We start from the raw sequence: 19102 nt of genomic DNA, 5'->3' as shown, positions 1-19102 counted from the left end.
GTTTAAATCAACCCACCCCCATGCCGAAGCTCGATCGATACCTGCTGCGCGATTTCATCCAGAGCTTCTTGGCCACCCTCATCGTGTTGCTGGTGGTCAGCGTCGGCGGCGTGCTGGTCGATATCCTGGGCAACATCGCCGATGGCCGCATCCCGGCCAAGTTGCTGTTCTCCCAGCTCGGCCTGCAATTCGTGGTGTACCTGCCGCTGATCCTGCCGCTGGCGCTGATGCTGGGCCTGCTGCTGGCGCTGGCGCGGCTGTACCGCGACTCGGAGATGGCGGTGATCACCGCCATCGGCGTCGGCCCGCGGCGCCTGCTGCGGCCGATCCTGATGCTGGTGGTGCCGGTGGTGACCCTGGTCGGGCTGTGCTCGCTGTGGCTGGGCCCGTGGGCCGACCGCACCTCCGACCGGCTGATCGACGAGGCCAACCGCAGCCTGCTGATGGCCGGGCTGGAGGCCGGGCGCTTCACCCCGCTGTCCGACGGCGGCATCGTCTACATCAGCACCCTGTCCGGCGACGGCACCAAGCTGGGCAAGGTGTTCATGCAGCGGCAGAAGGACGACCGCCTGGACGTGGTCACCGCGCAGCGCGGCGCGATGTTCTTCGAGGGCAGGGCCGACCGCTACCTGCGCCTGGAGGACGGCTACCGCGTCGAGGGCCCGCTGGCCGGCGACGGCCTGGACTACCGGATGATGCGCTACGTCAGCAACGACGTGGCCCTGCCGGACCGCAGCGAGGCGCGCAAGGACGACGATCCCGAGCTGCTGCCCACCGCCAAGCTGATCGGCGACCCGCGCCCGCAGGCCAATGCGCAGCTGCACGCGCGCCTGGCGCCGCCGCTGCTGGCGCTGGCCTTCGCCCTGCTGACCCTGCCGCTGTCGCGCAGTTCGCCGCGGCAGCAGCGCTACGGCCGGATCATGCTGGCGTTCCTGGCCTACCTGGTCGGCACCAACCTGATGTTCATCGGCACCCAGTGGCTGAGCACCGACAAGCTGCCGCGCGCGCTGGGCCTGTGGTGGCTGACCCTGCCGCTGCTGGCGCTGGCGGTGTGGAGCTACCTGCGCGACGGCCGCCTGTCGCGGCCGCGGAGGCAGACGGCATGAGGCTGCGTCCGAACCTGCACGACGTCTACGTCGGCCGCGCCGTGCTCGGCACCGTCCTGCTGACCTGGGCGGTCCTGCTCGGGCTCGACGTGATCATGGCCTTGTCCAACGAATTCAAGGACATCGGCAAGGGCAGCTACAGCCTCGGCCACGCCGTGGCGTTCGTCGCCTACACCGTGCCGCGGCGCGCCTACACCCTGTTCCCGACCGGCGCGGTGATCGGCGTGCTGATGGGCCTGGGCCAGCTGGCGGCGACCTCGGAACTGACCGCGCTGCGCGCGCTGGGCCTGTCGCGGCCGCGGCTGAGCGTGGCCGCGGCGGCCACGATGTTGTTGCTGACCGTGGCGATGGTGTTCAGCGGCGAGACCCTGGCGCCGTGGGCGCAGAACCAGGCCGACACGATCAAGGCCAACGCCAAGTACAACGGCAACATGAGCATGGCCCGCTACTCCGGGGTGTGGGCGCGCGAGGGCGACACCTTCCTCAACGCGCAGGCCGGCGAGGAACACCTGGAAGGCAACGGCGGCACCTGGCTGGAACTGCGCGACGTGCGCCTGTACACGCTGGACCAGCACGGCCGCCTGGCCTCGCTGACCCACGCCACCACCGCCGAGCACCGCAGCAGCGGCTGGACCCTGAAACAGGCCTACCGCGACACCTTCGCCGAGCGCTCGGTGCAGCGCGAGAAGTTCGACAGCCTGCCGTGGGCCTCGCGGCTGGACGCCGCGGCGCTGGCCTCGGGCCTGGCCAAGCCGCGCAACCTGTCGGCGCACGACCTGCACACCAGCATCGAGTACCGGCGCCGCAACGGCCTGGACGCGCGCGACTACGAGGACCAGTACTGGAGCCGCTGGTTCTACCCGGTCAACGTGCTGGCGCTGTGCTTCGCCGCGATCCCGTTCGCGTTCGGCGCGCTGCGCAGCGGCGGCATGGGCAAGCGCCTGTTCCTGGGCATCCTGTTCGCGCTGGTGTTCTGGCTGCTGCAGCTGTTCTTCGGGCGCATGGCCGGCGCGCTCAAGTTCGACTACCGCATCGCCTACGCCTTGCCGCCGCTGGTGATGCTGACCGTGTCGTGGCTGCTGTTCCGCAAACGCAGCAGTTAGCCGATGCGCCGGTTGAGCCTGACCGGATTGGTACTGTGCCTGCTGTATGCGGCGGTGATCGCGCAATGCCTGTTGTGGGCGAACGACCCGCAAGTGAACGACAAGTCGCAGTTGGTGTGGCGACAACTCCCGGTGATATTGCCGCTCATGGTGGCGAACGGACTCGGCTTGGCGGGGTTGCTCGAGCGGTTGCCGCAGAGCGTGTCGTATGTATTGCTGGCGACGCCGATGTTCGCTGGCCTGTATGTACTCGGTTCCCTGGTGGAAGCCGAAATTCGCGGCATTTTCGCGGCGCGGAAGGCGGCATCGGCCAAACGTCGCGATGGGCGCGGACCGTGATGGCAGTCGCTGCTGCTGTACGCGTCGGCGCCCCGCGCCAGTCTTGAAGCGATAGTGTTCTTTGCCGCGCGGCCCAGCGCCGGAGCGGTCGGGTTGGGTGGCGTATCAGGTGAATGCCGCTGGCGCGGTCGTGCCGCGTCGCAGCCCTTGAAGCGCCAGTGGTGTTCGCCGCGCCGCCGCGCGCCCATGCAGTGCAGTCAGGGCTTTTGCTTCGGAAGTCGAACCAGCCGCGTGCCGCTGGCGCGGTCGTGCCAGGTCAGCCGTTCGCGATCCAGCAGCGCCCACCAGAACCCCAGGCCGCCCAGCAGCAGCGACAGCGTGCCGACCAGGTAGCGCCGCCACAGCGCGCCCCAGCCCGGCGTGCCGCCGTCGGCGCCGTGCAGGCGCAGCCGCCACGGGCGCATGCCCAGGGTCTGGCCGCCGCGGCGCCAGCTCAGCGTGGCGTACAGGCCGGCCGCGATCCAGCAGCACAGCCACAACAGCCACTGCAGCGCGCTGAACGGAGCGATGTTCTCGCGCGGCGCATGGCCTTCGAGCGTATAGCCCAGGGTGAACAGCGCCGAGATCGCGAACCACAGCGCCAGCACCGGCCAGGCGTCGTAGAACAGCGCCAGCAGCCGCCACGGCAGCAGCGCGCGCGGACGGAAAGCGACGGCGGTGGGCGAAGCGGTCATCGCCACAGCTTAGCGGCAGCGCCACCGGCGCGTCACCGGCTGCCGCCGGGGCGGCGCAGGCGCCACCCAGCGTCGGCGCTAGGTGTTTCCCCGAATCCCGCTCGCTCTTCGGCAGCCGCAGGCTGACCATCCCAAATCCCAAATCCCAAATCCCGAATCCCGAATCCCGAATCCCGAATCCCATAAGCTGCCTCCATGCCCGAACTCCGCACCCCCGCCGAACGCCGCCAGCAGGCGCAGCACCTGGCCCCGCTGCGCGATACCGATGCCGCCGCGATCCAGCAGTTCCTGGACACGGCCTGGGCCGAGCAGGGCCTGGCGCGGCAGAGCCTGGACAGCTACCGGCGCGACCTGGAGGGCTTCGCGCGCTGGCGCGACGGCGCCGGCGGCGGCCTGCCCGGGGCCGATCGCCAGGCCTTGTTCGACTACCTGGCCTGGCGTGCGCGCATGGGCTACTCGCAGCGCAGCAACGCGCGCTGGCTGTCGTCGCTGCGCGCGTTCTTCGCCTTGCGCCTGCGCCGCGGCGAGCGCGGCGACGATCCGACCGCGCTGCTGGACCCGCCCAAGCTGCCGCGCTCCCTGCCCAAGGCCCTGGCCGAGAGCCAGATCGACGCGCTGCTGGCGACGCCGGACGACACCGTCCCGGCCGGCCTGCGCGACCGCGCCATGCTCGAACTGATGTACGCGGCCGGGCTGCGCGTCAGCGAGCTGGTCAACCTGCCGGCGAACGCGGTGAACCTGCGCCAGGGCGTGCTGCGCGTCACCGGCAAGGGCAGCAAGGAGCGCCTGGTGCCGCTGGGCGAGGAATCGCAGCACTGGCTGCAGCGCTACCTGGACACGGCGCGGCCGGCGCTGGCGGCCGGGCAGGCGGTGCCGGCCAGCGACGGCATCGTGCCGATGTTCATCGATGCGGCGCGGCGCCCGCTGAGCCGGCAGCAGTTCTGGAGCCTGGTCAAGCGCTACGCGGCGCTGGCCGGCATCGACCCGGCCTCGGTCAGCCCGCACGGCCTGCGCCACAGCTTCGCCACCCACCTGCTCAACCGCGGCGCCGACCTGCGCGCGCTGCAGATGCTGCTCGGGCACAGCTCGCTGTCCACCACCCAGATCTACACCCTGGTCGCGCGCGAGCACCTGCAGAAGCTGCACAGCAAGCACCATCCGCGCGGCTGAGCGGCCGTGCCCGGGTGGCGCGGGCCGGGCCGCGGCCCGCTCAGCCTGTCTACATGGAGCGGACCGGGGGGTATGCGACAATCCAGCCCGATTCGCAGCCCTCATGGATAGCCAATGCTCCGTTTAGCTCTTTGCGCGCTGCTGGGCGCCACCTCCCTTTCCGCCTGCGCGCAGCCGGCCTCGCCCACCGCCGCCACCGCCGCCCCGGCCAAGCCGGCCGCCGCGCCCGCCGGCGCCCCGGGCGAGCAGCGCGTGCGTGCGGCGCTGCTGCAGCTGGACCCGAACTTCAAGCCCGACTACATCGGCACCGCGCCGTTCCCGGGCTTCCGCGAAGTGGTGGTCGGCGGGCAGGTGCTGTACGTGTCCGACGACGGCCGCTACCTGTTCCAGGCGCAGCCGTTCGACATCCAGGAGAAGCAGTTCGCCTCCAGCGAGGGCCTGCTGAGCTACCGCCGCAAGCTGCTGGAGTCGGCGCCGCGCACCGAGCGCATCGTGTTCGCCCCGGCCAACCCGAAGTACACCATCAGCGTGTTCACCGACATCGAATGCGGCTACTGCCGCAAGCTGCACAGCGAGATCGCCGAGCTCAACAAGCAGGGCATCGCGGTGGAGTACCTGGCGTTCCCGCGCATGGGCCTGGGCAGCCAGGACTACAAGGACATGGTCGCGGTGTGGTGCGCGGCCGACAAGAAGAAGGCGCTGACCGACGCCAAGGCCAGCGGCAAGGTGCCGGGCGCGGCCAGTTGCAAGAACCCGGTGACCATGCAGTACAACCTGGGCCAGCGCCTGGGCGTCAACGGCACCCCGGCGATCTTCGCCCCGGACGGCACCCAGCTCGGCGGCTACCTGCCGCCAGCGCAGCTGCGAGAGGCGCTGGACAAGCGCGCGGCGGAGACGGCGAAGGCGGGCGGGAGCCGCTGATAGCGGCTGGGATTGGGCATTCGGGATTGGGGATTCGCAGGGCGGTGCCCCGGTCTTCCTGAGCGGCGCTGTAACCGTCTGCCTGAGTTGCGCGGCTTCGTTCGCCTTCATCCGGCCCGGATGGCCTGATCGGCGCTGCGTGCGGCGAGCCTAGACAAGGCGGTGGACCCGCCTGGCCGCCCCCGCATGCGCCCTGAGACGGTTGCGGAGGGGGCTATTCGATGCCGGCGCGGGAGCCGGCTTTTCCGAATCCCCAATCCCGCTCGCTCTTCGGCAGCCGCAGGCTGACCATCCCCAATCCCGGCTCTCCAGCTACAATAGCCGGCCCGTTTCCTCACACGGTTCCCCGGACATGATCGTCCTCGAGGGCGCTTCCGCCCTTTCGCCGTTCCGCCGCGCTCGGCTCGAAACCCGCCTGCAATCCGTCGTTCCCGGTCTGCGCATCGCCGGCGCCTGGCATGTCTACTTCATCGACAGCAACGCCGACAGCGCGGTGGATACCGCCGCCGCGCAGCGCATCCTGCAGGCGCAGGACGCGCCGGCCGCCGCCGAGGCGGGCACCCGCTCGCGCTACGTGGTGCCGCGGCTGGGCACGCGCTCGCCGTGGTCGAGCAAGGCCACCGAACTGGTGCGCGGCGCCGGCCTGGCGATCCGCCGCGTGGAGCGCGGCACCCGCCTGGACCTGGCCGGCTGGCCGGAGGACGCCATCCAGCAGGCCGCGCTGGCCAAGCTGCTGCACGACCCGATGACCCAGTCGCTGCTGGACAGCGCGGAACAGGCGCAGGCGCTGTTCCAGGCGCCGGCACGCGGCGACGTGGAGCGCATCGCGCTGGACCAGCTGGACGCGGCCAACGCGCGGCTGGGCCTGGCCCTGGCCCAGGACGAGATCGACTACCTGCGCCAGCGCTTCGGCGAACTCGGCCGCGATCCGGCCGACGTCGAGCTGATGATGTTCGCGCAGGCCAACTCCGAGCACTGCCGGCACAAGATCTTCAACGCCAGCTGGAGCATCGACGGCAAGGAGCAGGACCGCTCGCTGTTCCGCATGATCAAGCACACCCACCAGCAGACCCCGCAGCACACGCTCAGCGCGTACAGCGACAATGCGGCGGTGGTGGAAGGGCACCCGGCCGCGCGCTACCGCCCGGACCCGGCCAGCGGCGAGTACCGCAGCGAGGCGGTGACGCCGTCGGCGTTCTGCATCAAGGTCGAGACCCACAACCATCCGACCGCGATCGCGCCGTTCCCGGGCGCCTCCACCGGCGCCGGCGGCGAGATCCGCGACGAGGGCGCCACCGGCCGCGGCGGCAAGCCCAAGGCCGGCCTGACCGGCTTCAGCGTCTCCCACCTGCGCATCCCGACGCTGCCGCAGCCGTGGGAAGGCGAGCGCCCGTTGAACCCGCGCATGGCCCCGGCGCTGGAGATCATGCTCGAGGCGCCGCTCGGCGGCGCCGCGTTCAACAACGAATTCGGCCGGCCCAACCTGCTCGGCTATTTCCGCAGCTTCGAGCTGCCCGAGACGCAGGACCTGACCCGCGCCTACGACAAGCCGATCATGCTCGCCGGCGGCCTCGGCGCGATCGACCGCATCCAGGTCGAGAAGATCCGGCTGCAGCCGGGCGACGCGGTGATCGTGCTCGGCGGCCCGGCGATGCTGATCGGCCTGGGCGGCGGCGCGGCCAGTTCGGTGGCCTCCGGCGACAGCGCCGAGGACCTGGATTTCGCCAGCGTGCAGCGCGACAACCCGGAGATGGAGCGGCGCGTGCAGGAGGTCATCGACCGCTGCGTGGCGCTGGGCGCGGACAACCCGATCCGCTGGTTCCACGACGTCGGCGCCGGCGGCCTGTCCAACGCCATTCCCGAACTGCTGCACGACTCGGGCGTGGGCGGCATCATCGACCTGGACCGCGTGCCCAGCGACGACCCGTCGCTGTCGCCGATGCAGCTGTGGTGCAACGAATCGCAGGAGCGTTACGTGCTCGGCGTGCCGCAGGCGCGCCTGGCCGAATTCGCCGCGATCTGCGAGCGCGAGCGCTGCCCGTTCGCCGCCGTCGGTGTGGCGACCGCCGAGGAAAGGCTCGTCGTGGGTTACGGTGTCCTCGGCGGCGGGAATGGGGAATCGGGAATCGGGAATGGTGAAAAGCCGGCCGCGCCCGCTGTTGCCGAATCCCCAATCCCCAATCCCCAATCCCGGCACCCCATCGACCTGCCCATGGACGTGCTCTTCGGCAAGCCGCCGAAGATGCACCGCGACGCGCGGCAGCCGCCGGCACCGCGCTGGCCGGAGCTGGACACCGACACGCTGGACCTGCGCCAGGCCGGGCTGCGCGTACTGGCGCATCCGGCGGTGGCGGCGAAGAGCTTCCTGGTCACCATCGGCGACCGCAGCGTCGGCGGGCTGACCGCGCGCGAGCAGATGATCGGCCCGTGGCAGCTGCCGCTGGCCGATTGCGCGATCACCCTGGCCGGGTTCGATACCCATGCCGGCGAAGCGATGGCGATCGGCGAGCGCACCCCGCTGGCGCTGCTCGATGCCGCCGCCGCCGCGCGCATGGCGGTCGGCGAGGCGATCACCAACCTGTGCGCGGCGCCGGTCGAGGCGCTGGCCCAGGTCAAGCTGTCGGCGAACTGGATGGCCGCGGCCAACCACGCCGGCGAGGACGCGCGGCTGTACGCCGCGGTCAAGGCGGTGGGCATGGAACTGTGTCCGCAGCTGGACCTGAGCATCCCGGTCGGCAAGGATTCGCTGTCGATGCAGGCGCAGTGGGGTGTAGCCGGGATTCGGGATTCGAAATTCGGGATTGGCGAAAGCGCGGGAACGGGAGCGGAGGGTGTTTTTGCCAATCCCGAATCCCCACTCCCCAATCCCGGCGCCACCACCACCCACAAGTCGGTATCGCCCGTCTCGCTCATCGTCTCCGCATTCGCGCCCGTCGCCGACGCGCGCACCCAGCTGACGCCGTTGCTGGCGCGCGAGGCCGAGAGCGAGCTGTGGCTGATCGGGCTGGGCGGCGGCAAGCAGCGCCTGGGCGGGTCGGTGCTGGCGCAGGTGCATGCCGAGGGCGGCCTGCCGGCGTTCGGCGGCGCGGTGCCGGACCTGGACGATGCGCAGCGGCTGCGCGCGTTCTTCGAACTGATCCGCGATGCGCGCGCGTCCGGCTTGCTGCTGGCCTACCACGACCGCAGCGACGGCGGCGCCTTCGCCACCCTGTGCGAGATGGCGTTCGCCTCGCGCCAGGGCCTGGAGATCAACCTCGACGCCTGGGGCGACGATCCGTTCCGCAGCCTGTTCAACGAGGAACTGGGCGCGGTGGTGCAGGTTGCCAACGAGGACCGCGCCGCGTTCGCCGACCTGATCGAGCGGCATGCGCTGACCGAGTGCGCGCAGCGCATCGCCCGCCCCAGCACCGCCGCGGTGGTGCGCGTGGGCCTAGCCGGCAAGACCCTGGTCGAATGGCGCTGGGAGGAGCTGTTCGACGCGTGGTGGTCGGTCAGCCACGCCATGCAGAAGCTGCGCGACAACCCCGACAGCGCCGACGAGGAACGCGCGGTGGCGCGCGATTTCGCCGCGCCGGGGCTGAAGCCGAAGCTGGTCTTCGACCCGGCCGAGGACGTGGCCGCGCCGTTCGTCGCCAGCGGCCAGCGGCCGAAGGTGGCGATCCTGCGCGAGCAGGGCGTCAACGGCCAGATCGAGATGGCCAATGCGTTCGAGCGCGCCGGCTTCCGCGCCTTCGACGTGCACATGAGCGACCTGATCGACGGCCGCGTGGACCTGGCCGGCTTCGTCGGCCTGGCCGCCTGCGGCGGCTTCAGCTACGGCGACGTGCTCGGCGCCGGCCGCGGCTGGGCCACCTCGATCCTGGAACGGCCCGCGCTGCGCGATGCGTTCGCGGCGTTCTTCGCGCGTCCGGACACCTTCGCGCTGGGCGTGTGCAACGGCTGCCAGATGCTCAGCCAGCTCAAGGACATCATCCCCGGCGCCGAGCACTGGCCGCGCTTCCTGCGCAACCGCAGCGAGCAGTTCGAGGCGCGCACCAGCCTGCTGGAAGTGGTGGAGTCGCCGTCGATCTTCCTGCGCGGCATGGCCGGTTCGCGGATCCCGGTGGCGGTGGCGCACGGCGAAGGCCGTGCCGAGTTCGACAATGCCGTGGACCAGGCCGCCGCGCGCGTGGCGCTGCGCTTCGTCGACGGCAACGGCGAGGTCGCCGCGCGCTATCCGCTGAACCCGAACGGCTCGCCCGACGGCATCACCGGCCTGACCAGCGACGACGGCCGGGTGACGATCCTGATGCCGCATCCCGAGCGCACCCCGCGCTCGCTCAACCTCAGCTGGCACCCCGAAGGCTGGGCGGATGCCTCGCCATGGCTGCGCATGTTCCGCAACGCGCGGGTGTGGGTGGGCTGAGCGCCCGCCGGCCGCGTCCGCCATTGGCGGGCGCGGCGGCATGATGCGAGCGAGCACGCCTTGCGCCGACCCGGCGCAAGGTTCGCTGCGGTGCGCGCCCTGTGCGCCGCGTCGAGCCGGCGCCTGATCCCGGCCCTTGTGGGAGCGACATCTGTCGCGACGAACCGAGCCGGGAACCGCAGCGGCATCGGTGCGCGCAACTCCGCGAGTCGCTTCGCGCCGGACCCTCACCCCAACCCCTCTCCCGACGGGAGAGGGGCTAGCGGCTGTTCCTTCTCCCGTCGGGACCATGGCCCCCTTTTCGGGGGAAGTTGCCCCGCAGGGGCGGATGAGGGTCCGGGCGCAGCCCCGTGCACCCAATCTCCACGAGTCGCGTCGCGCCGGACCCTCACCCCAACCCCTCTCCCGATGGGAGAGGGGCTAGCGGCTGTTCCTTCTCCCGTTGGGACCATGGCCACCTTTTGGGGGGAAGGTGCACCGCAGGGGCGGATGAGGGTCCGGGCGCAGCCCGTGCAACCAAACTCCGCGAGACGCTTCGCGCTGGACCCGCACCTCAGCCCCTCCCCCGGCGGAGAGGACTAGCAGCTGTCTGGCCCGCGCCTTCCGCCGCCCGGCAACGGCCGCGATCTGCGCAATCGCGCTTGTGCGCGGCCACAGGCGACCGGGCCTAGGGAGCGGCTCCAACGCGCGCCACGGCCCGGCCCGCTGCGCGTCAAACCCTTGGCAGGGCAGCAAATGTCGCGGCGCTCCCATGTCAACACATGGCAAGTGTCGTGCCGGGAATTTGGCGGAATGTCTTGTTTTGATTGAAATTTATCGAAAAATTAACAATTTAGTTGTAAATCCGGGACTTCCATCCCTGTTCGTGCCGTTTTTAGTCAAAAACTTGACGTAATCAAGATACGGGGTTAACACTCCAGACAGTTCCGCATTTCATCTCAGTTCATCAAGGCAGACGGGCCGCGACACACGCAGGCCTGTCGCGCCCGAGCCGGGGATGCGGCGCGAATACCGACAGGGGGTCGGCCGGCTGGAATGCCGGGCGAGGGTGGCTTTTTGACCAAAAACCAGCCTATTGAGGAGCAGTACTCGATGAATCGGATTTATCGCAAGGTCTGGAACAAGGCGTTGGGGATGTGGACCGTGGCCTCGGAACTGGCCAGCGGCGACTCCCGCGGCCAGCTGGTTCGCGAAGGCAGGGCCGGACGCGCGCAGGGCCTGGCCTTGTCGTCCGCGATCGCCATGGCGCTGGGCGCCGGCGGATCGATGCTGCCCTCGGCCGCACAAGCGCAGGCGCTGCAGATCGGCGACGGCGCCAGCGCCAGCGGCGACTACGCCACCGCGGTCGGCGCCGAAAGCAACGCCAGCGGCGAGCAGAGCACCGCGACCGGCGCGGCCAGCAACGCCAGCGGCGACGGCAGCGTGGCCAGCGGCGCGCTCAGCGAGGCGAACGGCCTGGAATCCACCGCCCTCGGTTACTACAGCACCGCCAGCGGCATCGGCGCGACCGCGCTGGGCGCCGAAAGCGTCGCCAACGGCACCGCCACCGCCGCGCTCGGCCTGGGCGCCAGCGCCGACGCCGACTATGCGACCGCCGTCGGCGGTTTCGCCGCCGCGTCCGGCTACAACAGCACCGCGCTGGGCAATGCCGCCGTGGCACAGGGCGAGAACAGCGTGGCGCTGGGCGCCGATGCGCTGGCCGATCGCGACAACAGCGTCTCGGTCGGCAAGGCCGGCGGCGAGCGCCAGATCACCAACGTCGCCGCCGGCAGTGAAGCCACCGACGCGGTCAACGTGGCGCAGCTGGATGCGGTGAAGCAGACCGCCGACACCACCGCCAAGTATTTCCAGTCCAGCGGCAGCGCCGACAGCGATGCCGGCGCCTATGTCGAGGGCGACAACGCACTGGCCGCCGGCGAAGCCGCCAACGCGATCGGCAACGGCAGCAGCGCGCTCGGCAGCGGCGCCACCGGCATCGGCGCCAATGCGACCGCGGTGGGCAGCAACGCGACCGCGACGGGCGCCTCGGCGACCGCGGTCGGCGGTGCGCTGTCGATCGTCGACGAGAACGGCGAGGTGCTGCTGGAAGGCACCACCAGCGCCGCGGCGCAGGGCGCCAGCGCGTTCGGCGCCGGCGCGCAGGGCAATGGCGCGTTCAGCACCGCGCTGGGCAGCGCCGCGCGCGCCGATGGCGTGCAGAGCACGGCCACCGGCTTCTCCGCCGAGGCGTCCGGCCTCGCCAGCACCGCCAACGGCGGCTTCAGCCAGGCCGGCGGCGATTTCGCTTCCGCGTTCGGCTATGGCGCCAATGCCAGCGGCGGCAGCGCCGTGGCGCTCGGCGAATCGAGCCTGGCCAGCGGCGAATCCAGCACCGCGGTCGGCGGCAGCGTGCTCGGCCTGTTCGCCACCGAAGCGCAGGGCGAAGGCGGCTCGGCGTTCGGCGCCGGCGCCTGGGCCAACGGCGCGTTCTCCAGTTCGATCGGCTGGCTGAGCTCGGCCGATGGCGCGTTCAGCACCGCGCTCGGCGGCGCCTCCTGGGCGCAGGCCGACGACTCCACCGCGCTGGGCTACGGCGCCAAGGCGTCGGCCGCCGGCAGCGTCGCGCTCGGCCAGGGTTCCACCGCCGACCGTGCCGACACGGTGTCGGTCGGCAGCGCCGGCAACGAGCGCCAGATCGCCAACGTCGCCGCCGGCACCGAGGGCACCGATGCGGTGAACCTGGACCAGCTCGACGCGGTCGCCAGCGTCGCCGACACCACCGCGCGCCTGTTCGCCGCCAATGGCGAAGGCAGCGCGCTGGCGCAGGGCGAGGAGGCCACCGCCTCTGGTTCCAACGCCCTGGCCGACGGCGACTACGCCACCGCGCTCGGTTCCAGCAGCTTCGCCGCCGGCACCGCGGCCTCGGCGATCGGCAGCGGCGCCGTGGCCAATGGCCGGAACGCCAGCGCGCTCGGCGCCAACGCCACCGCCGACGGCGAATCGGCGACCGCGCTCGGCGGTGTCGCCACCGTGTACGAGTACGACGAGAACGGTTTCATCGTCGGCAGCCGCGAGCAGACCACCCAGGCGCTGGGGACTGCGGCCACCGCGGTCGGCGGCGGCGCGCAGGCGCTGGATCCGCTGAGCACCGCGGTCGGCACCGGCAGCTACGCCAGCGGCGTGCAGAGCACCGCGCTGGGCTACCACGCGCAGACCTTCCAGGACGGCGCCACCGCGGTCGGCGGCCTGTCCGAAGTGTCCGGCGCACTGGGCACGGCGGTGGGCTACGGCTCGCGCGCCGCGGGCGATTACGCCACCGCCGCCGGCATCGGCGCGCGCGCGACCGCGACCAGCACCGTGGCGGTGGGCATGAACTCGCTGGCCAGCGGCACCGACAGCGTCGCCATCGGCGGGGTCAGCACCGCCGCCGAGAGCGCCGGCAACAGCGTCGGCATCACTGCCGCGACCGGCGTCGGCGGCGTCGCCCTCGGCGCGGGCGCGGAGAGCCAGGGCGATTACGCGATCGCGCTGGGCTACAACGCCAACGTGTTCCCGAACCTGCCGGGCAACGTCGATTCGGTGGCGATCGGCCACAGCGCCGGTTCGTTCGCGGCATACACGGTCGCGCTCGGCGGCTACGCGCTGACGTCGGGAGAAGGCGGGGTGGCGATCGGCCACGAGTCCACCGCGTGGACCGCCAACAGCGTCTCCCTCGGCGCCCGCTCGGTGTCGTCGATGTTCCACGACAACAGCACCGCGATCGGTGCCGACAGCGCGGCCAACGGCACCGACGCGACCGCGATCGGTTACGGCGCGCGGGTGAGTGGTTGGATCGAAGACGCGCAGAACCGTTCGGCGTCCAGCGCGGTCGCGCTCGGCGCGTACTCCTATGCGGACCGCGACAACAGCGTCTCGGTCGGCGATGTGGCCAACGGCCTGACCCGGCAGATCACCAGCGTCGCCGCCGGCACCGAGGCCACCGATGCGGTCAACGTCGCGCAGCTGCAGGCGGCGGGCAAGTACCTGCAGGCCAGCGGCAGCAGCAACAGCGATGCCGGCGCCTACGTCGAGGGCGACGATGCGCTGGCCGCGGGCGAGGCGGCCAATGCCATCGGCAACGGCAGCACCGCGCTCGGCGGCGGCGCCGATGCGCTGAGCAGCGGCGCCACCGCCGTGGGCAGCGGCGCGGTGGCGGCAGGGCAGAACAGCGCCGCGTTCGGCACCAACGCGCAGGCCACCGGCCCGGCCGCGGTGGCCGTGGGCGGGGTCGCGGTGGACGAGAACGGCGATCCGCTGATCACCAATGGCGGCGTGGCGGTGGATACCGGTGCGACCAGCGCCGGCGTCGGCGGCACCGCGCTGGGCGCCAGCGCCGATGCCGGCGGCTTCGCCGCCTCGGCGGTGGGCGTGGGCGCCTATGCCAGCGGCGCGCAGGCGTCGGCGTTCGGCGCGGTGGCCAATGCCACCGGCGACTACGCCACCGCGGTCGGCACGCAGAGCGCGGCGAGCGGCGCCAGCAGCGTCGCCGTCGGCGGCCCGGCCGACCTGATCCCCGGCCTGGGCCTGTTCGTGCAGACCCAGGCCAGCGGCGAGAGCGCGGCGGCGTTCGGCGCCGGCGCGATCGCCTCGGGCGATTACAGCCTCGCCAGCGGCAGCCTCAGCGAGGCCTCCGGCCTGGAAAGCACCGCGCTGGGTTACTTCGCCTATGCGCCGGGCTCCTTCGCCAGCGCGCTCGGCGCCGAGTCCTGGGCCAGCGGCGCCAACAGCACCGCGATCGGCTACTACAGCACGGCGCTGGCCGCCGACAGCGTGGCGCTGGGTTCCAACTCGGTCGCACGCCGCGCCAACACGGTGTCGGTGGGCGACGCCGGCAGCGAGCGGCAGATCGCCAACGTCGCCGCCGGTACCGAGGCCACCGATGCGGTCAACGTGGCGCAGCTGGACGCGGTCAAGCAGACCGCCGACACCACCGCCAGGTTCTTCACCAGCAGCGGCAGCGGCACGGTCGGCGCCTACGCCGACGGCGAGGGCGCACTGGCTGCGGGCGATGCGGCCAATGCCTACGGCAACGGCGCCGCCGCGTACGGCAGCGGTGCCGCCGCGATCGGCAACGACGCGGTCGCGCTCGGCAACGGCAGCACCGCCGGCGGCGCCGGCAGCACCGCGATCGGCGGCCAGGGCCAGGCCTTCGACCAGTACAACCAGCCGATCGTCGATGCCGACGGCAATGCGCAGCTGATCGGCGCCAACGCCGGCGAGAACGCCACCGCCATCGGTGCCGGCGCACAGGCCACCGGCGCCGTGGCGACCGCCACCGGCTACGGCGCGCAGGCCACCGGCGACCACAGCACCGCCGGCGGCTACAAGGCACGCGCCACCGGCAGCTACAGCCTGGCGCAGGGCGACAACGCCTGGGCCAGCGGCGACGACGCCAGCGCCAGCGGCGCCTATGCCTGGGCCACCGCCGACGGCGCCTCGGCGTTCGGCGCCTCGGCCTGGGCGACCGGCACCAATGCCTCGGCCTTCGGCACCGGCGCGTGGGCCAGCGGCAGCGGCGCCACCTCGATCGGCTTCAACAGCTGGGCACCGGGCCTCAGCGCCACCGCGGTGGGCCGCGGCGCGTTCGGCTACGGCAACTACAGCGTGGCGATGGGCTTCCAGGCGCTGGGCAACCAGGTCAACACGATCGCCCTGGGCACCAATAGCCTTGCCGATGCGGAAAGCGCGGTGGCGATCGGCGCCGGCAGCGAGGCGACCGCCTCCAACGCCGTTGCGCTGGGCGCAGGTGCCGTCGCGGACCGCGCCTACAGCGTGTCGGTGGGCAGCGCCGGCAACGAGCGCCAGATCACCAACGTCGCCGCCGGCACCGAGGCCACCGACGCGGTCAACGTGGCGCAGCTGGATGCGGTCAAGCAGGCCGCCGAAACCACCAGCAAGTACTTCCAGGCCAGCGGCAGCGACGCCAGCGATGCCGGCGCCTATGTCGAAGGCGACAACGCGCTGGCCGCCGGCGAGGCGGCCAATGCGATCGGCGACGGCAGCACCGCACTGGGCGGCGGCGCCAATGCGCTGGCCGCCGGCGCCACCGCGATCGGCTTCAACGCCGTCTCCAGCGGCGCCGATGCGGTCGCGCTCGGCAGCGACAGCCAGGCGCTGGGCCAGGACAGCATCGCCATCGGCAACGGGGCGCTGGCCAGCGAGATCGGCGCCACCGCCAGCGGTGCCGGCGCGCAGGCCAGCGGCACCTATTCCACCGCCACCGGCAGCGAAGCGGTGGCCTCGGACAACCAGGCCACCGCCAACGGCTTCCGCAGCAGCGCCTCCAACGTCGGCGCCACCGCGCTCGGCGGCTACAGCGAAGCCAGCGGCTACCTGTCCTCGGCGCTGGGCTACGGCGCGCTGGCCGCCGGCGACTACGGCACCGCGGTCGGCGTCGCCTCCACCGCCTCCGGCACCAGCAGCGTGGCGGTGGGCGAGTACAGCGTGGCTTCCGGCGAGGAGAGTGTGGCGGTCGGCGGCACCTCGTTCTTCGGGCTGATTCCGGCCGAGGCCTCGGGCGCCAACTCCTCGGCGTTCGGTGCCGGTGCTGGCGCCACCGCCGACTTCAGCACCGCCATCGGCAGCCTGGCCTATGCCAGCGCCGAGGACGCGAGCGCGTTCGGCTACGGCGCCTATGCGTCCGCCAGCAACAGCGTGGCCCTGGGCACGCTGTCCGAGGCCGACCGCGCCAACACCGTGTCGGTCGGCAGCGCCGGCAGCGAGCGGCAGATCGTCAACGTGGCCGCCGGGACCGAGGCCACCGATGCGGTCAACGTGGCGCAGCTGGATGCGGTCAAGCAGTCCGCCGATGCCACCGGCAAGCAGTTCAAGGCCAATGGCGGCGAAGATCCGGCCGACGACGTCGGCAGCTATGTCGAGGGCAACTACGCCACCGCCGCCGGCGAGGCGTCCAACGCCTTCGGCACCGGCGCCTCGGCGTTCGGCAGCGGCGCGCTGGCCGGCGCGCAGTACGCCACCGCGTCCGGCTACAACGCCACCGCCACCGGCGAGTCCAGCACCGCGATCGGCGGCTCGCTGTACTACACCGACGACGCCGGCAACGTGCTGCTCGACGGCACCACCACCGCCAGCGACGCCGGCGCCACCGCGCTCGGCGCGGGCGCGCAGGCCACCGCCGCGTTCAGCAGCGCCAGCGGCGCCGGCGCCACCGCCAGCGGCGTGCAGTCCACCGCCAACGGCTACAAGGCCGAGGCCACGACCGACTACAGCACCGCGGTCGGTGCGTTCAGCAGCGCCAGCGGCACCCGCACCAGTGCGTTCGGCTACGGCGCGGAGGCGGCGGGCAACTACGCCTCGGCGTTGGGCTGGGGCAGCACCGCGGCCGGCGCCTATGCCTCGGCACTGGGCTACAGCGCCCGCGCCACCGGCGAGGATGCGACCGCGCTCGGCGCGTCGGCCTGGGCCACCGCGGCGCAGACCACCGCGGTGGGCCAGTTCGCCTGGGCCACCGCACAGGGCGGCACCGCGATCGGCCAGGACGCCTACGCCTACAGCGGCATCAACGCCACCGCGCTGGGCACCAGCGCCTGGGCCAGCGGCAGCAACAGCGTCGCGCTCGGCGCCGGGTCGCGCGCCAGCGAAGCCAACGTGGTGTCGGTGGGCGGCGGCAACGGGGTCAGCGCGCCGGCCACGCGCCGCATCACCAACGTTGGCGCCGCGCTCAACGCCACCGATGCGGTGAACAAGGCGCAGCTCGACGCGGTGGCCGCGGCCGCCGGCGAGACCAGCGCCGACTTCCAGAGCTCGGGCAGCGGGGTGGCCAGCGCCAGCGGCGCGAACAGCACCGCGGCCGGTGCCGGCGCCACCGCCAGCGGCCTGCGCAGCACCGCGCTGGGCGTGGCCAGCGTCGCCAGCGGCGCCGGCGCCACCGCGTCGGGCGCCAGCAGCTCGGCCAGCGGCGCGCGCAGCACCGCGATCGGCCTGCAGACCAACGCGATCGGCGAGAACGGGGTGGCGCTGGGCTACAACAGCTTCGTGCGCAACAGCGGCAGCAACGGCGTGGCGATCGGCGCCAACGCCGGCGTGTCGGCCGACAATGCGGTCGCGCTCGGCGCCGGCTCGCGCGTCTACGAGGCCGACACGGTGTCGCTGGGCAGCGGCAACGGCCGCGGCGGCCCGGCCACGCGGCGCATCGTCAACCTCACCGCGGGCAGCGTCGCCGCCGGCAGCACCGAGGCGATCAACGGCAGCCAGCTGTACCAGTCGCTGAGCAACATGGCCACGTTCCTGGGCGGCGGTGCCGGCCTCGGCGCGCAAGGCCTGTTCGTGGCCCCGACCTACGTGATCCAGGGCGCCAGCTACAGCAACGTCGGCGATGCGTTGGCGGCGCTGGACGGCAAGGTCAGCGAGCTGGATGCGCGCAGCGGCGGCAGCGCCAGCGTGGCCCGCAGTGCGCGCGTGGCCAGCGTGGCGTCGGTCGCCGAGTCGGAACCGGCTGTCGCCACCGCGCAGGCCGCGTCGGAGCCGGCGACGGTGTCCGGCAGCGCGTCCACCGCGCAGGTCGGCGAGGCGGCCGTGGCCGATGCCGGCACCGGCGCCACCGCGGTCGGTACGGCGGCGCGCGCCAACGACGTCACCGGCACCGCGATCGGCGGCAGCGCCTATGCGCATGGTCCCAACGACACCGCGATCGGCAGCAACGCCAAGGTCAACGCCGACGGCAGCACCGCGGTGGGCGCCAACAGCCACATCGCCGCGGTGGCGACCAATGCGGTGGCGATGGGCGAGGGCGCCAGCGTCACCGCGGCCTCGGGCACCGCGCTGGGCCAGGGCGCCAGCGCCACGGCGCAGGGGGCGGTCGCGCTGGGCCAGGGCTCGGTCGCCGACCGTGCCAACACGGTGTCGGTGGGCAGCGCCGGCAACGAGCGCCAGGTCGCCAACGTCGCCGCCGGCACCCAGGCCACCGATGCGGTCAACAAGGGCCAGCTCGACAGCGGCGTGGCCAATGCCAAGTCGTACGCCGATTCGCGCTTCAACACGATGGCCGACAGCTTCGACGTGCTGCGCGGCGACGTGGATGCGCGCTTGCGCGACCAGGACCGCCGCATCGACCGGCAGGGCGCGATGAGCGCGGCGATGCTCAACATGGCCACCAGCGCCGCGGGCATCCGCACCCAGAACCGGGTCGGCGCCGGCGTCGGCTTCCAGAACGGCGAGTCGGCGTTGTCGGTGGGCTACCAGCGCGCCTTCAGCGAGCGCGCCACGCTGACCATCGGCGGCGCGTTCAGCGGCGACGACAGCTCGGTCGGCATCGGTGCCGGCTTCGGCTGGTGAGCCATCGCGGACGGCGGCGCGCGCCGCCGTCCGCCCATGCAATGGCCTGAGGGGGCAGACCAAAGGACCTTG

At 72.3% G+C, this 19102-nt stretch carries 8 protein-coding genes; 7 read left to right on the top strand and 1 reads right to left on the bottom strand.

Going from position 1 to position 19102, the window contains the following annotated elements; translation table 11 throughout:
* Positions 1 to 20 precede the first annotated feature (20 nt).
* Genes lptF through AB3X10_RS18950 form a run of 3 tightly spaced genes read left to right on the top strand, consistent with a single transcriptional unit; the run spans position 21 to position 2548 of the window.
* Positions 21 to 1106 carry an LPS export ABC transporter permease LptF gene (gene lptF, locus AB3X10_RS18960; RefSeq protein ID WP_369976965.1) on the top strand — a complete coding sequence of 362 codons (1086 nt, stop codon included), beginning with the start codon at positions 21 to 23 and terminating at the stop codon, positions 1104 to 1106.
* A complete protein-coding gene (lptG, locus tag AB3X10_RS18955) occupies positions 1103 to 2209 on the top strand; it encodes an LPS export ABC transporter permease LptG (RefSeq protein WP_369976964.1) in 1107 nt (368 codons plus the stop codon). The genes lptF and lptG overlap by 4 nt, the downstream gene beginning before the upstream one ends.
* Positions 2210 to 2212: 3 nt before the next feature.
* Complete coding sequence (locus tag AB3X10_RS18950) at positions 2213 to 2548, top strand: hypothetical protein (RefSeq protein ID WP_369976963.1); 336 nt, start codon at positions 2213 to 2215, stop codon at positions 2546 to 2548.
* 197 nt (positions 2549 to 2745) lie between these two features.
* Here the strand turns inward: AB3X10_RS18950 and AB3X10_RS18945 are convergent, their stop codons facing one another.
* Positions 2746 to 3222, bottom strand: coding sequence for an RDD family protein (locus tag AB3X10_RS18945; protein WP_369976962.1), 477 nt, complete (start codon positions 3220 to 3222; stop codon positions 2746 to 2748).
* A 195-nt stretch (positions 3223 to 3417) separates the two neighbouring features.
* On the opposite strand from AB3X10_RS18945, the gene xerD reads away from it, so the two are divergent.
* From xerD to AB3X10_RS18920, 4 genes are all read left to right on the top strand, one after another.
* Positions 3418 to 4392, top strand: a complete 975-nt coding sequence (gene xerD / locus AB3X10_RS18940; RefSeq protein WP_369976961.1) for a site-specific tyrosine recombinase XerD — start codon at positions 3418 to 3420, stop codon at positions 4390 to 4392.
* A gap of 114 nt (positions 4393 to 4506) precedes the next feature.
* The gene (locus AB3X10_RS18935) at positions 4507 to 5313 is read left to right on the top strand and encodes a DsbC family protein (protein ID WP_369976960.1); all 807 of its coding nucleotides are present in this window, start codon (positions 4507 to 4509) and stop codon (positions 5311 to 5313) included.
* A 352-nt stretch (positions 5314 to 5665) separates the two neighbouring features.
* Positions 5666 to 9718 (top strand): phosphoribosylformylglycinamidine synthase, encoded by a 4053-nt coding sequence (purL, locus tag AB3X10_RS18930; protein ID WP_369976959.1) that lies wholly within the window; start codon positions 5666 to 5668, stop codon positions 9716 to 9718.
* Positions 9719 to 10810: 1092 nt separating this feature from the next.
* Positions 10811 to 19030 carry an ESPR-type extended signal peptide-containing protein gene (locus tag AB3X10_RS18920; protein ID WP_420018511.1) on the top strand — a complete coding sequence of 2740 codons (8220 nt, stop codon included), beginning with the start codon at positions 10811 to 10813 and terminating at the stop codon, positions 19028 to 19030.
* Positions 19031 to 19102 lie beyond the last annotated feature (72 nt).

The sequence above is a fragment of the Xanthomonas sp. DAR 80977 genome, from assembly GCF_041240605.1.
GTDB classification, from domain to species: domain Bacteria; phylum Pseudomonadota; class Gammaproteobacteria; order Xanthomonadales; family Xanthomonadaceae; genus Xanthomonas_A; species Xanthomonas_A bundabergensis.
Note: the sequence above shows the minus strand (reverse complement) of the source record. Positions and strands in the feature narration are given on the sequence as shown.

Excerpts from the sequence above, each read along its gene's own strand:
- AB3X10_RS18920 (WP_420018511.1), top strand. The coding sequence starts at position 10,811 with ATGAATCGGATTTATCGCAAGGTCTGGAACAAGGCGTTGGGGATGTGG.
- AB3X10_RS18935 (WP_369976960.1), top strand. The coding sequence starts at position 4,507 with ATGCTCCGTTTAGCTCTTTGCGCGCTGCTGGGCGCCACCTCCCTTTCC.
- AB3X10_RS18950 (WP_369976963.1), top strand. The coding sequence starts at position 2,213 with ATGCGCCGGTTGAGCCTGACCGGATTGGTACTGTGCCTGCTGTATGCG.
- lptF (WP_369976965.1), top strand. The coding sequence starts at position 21 with ATGCCGAAGCTCGATCGATACCTGCTGCGCGATTTCATCCAGAGCTTC.
- xerD (WP_369976961.1), top strand. The coding sequence starts at position 3,418 with ATGCCCGAACTCCGCACCCCCGCCGAACGCCGCCAGCAGGCGCAGCAC.
- purL (WP_369976959.1), top strand. The coding sequence starts at position 5,666 with ATGATCGTCCTCGAGGGCGCTTCCGCCCTTTCGCCGTTCCGCCGCGCT.
- lptG (WP_369976964.1), top strand. The coding sequence starts at position 1,103 with ATGAGGCTGCGTCCGAACCTGCACGACGTCTACGTCGGCCGCGCCGTG.
- AB3X10_RS18945 (WP_369976962.1), bottom strand. The coding sequence starts at position 3,222 with ATGACCGCTTCGCCCACCGCCGTCGCTTTCCGTCCGCGCGCGCTGCTG.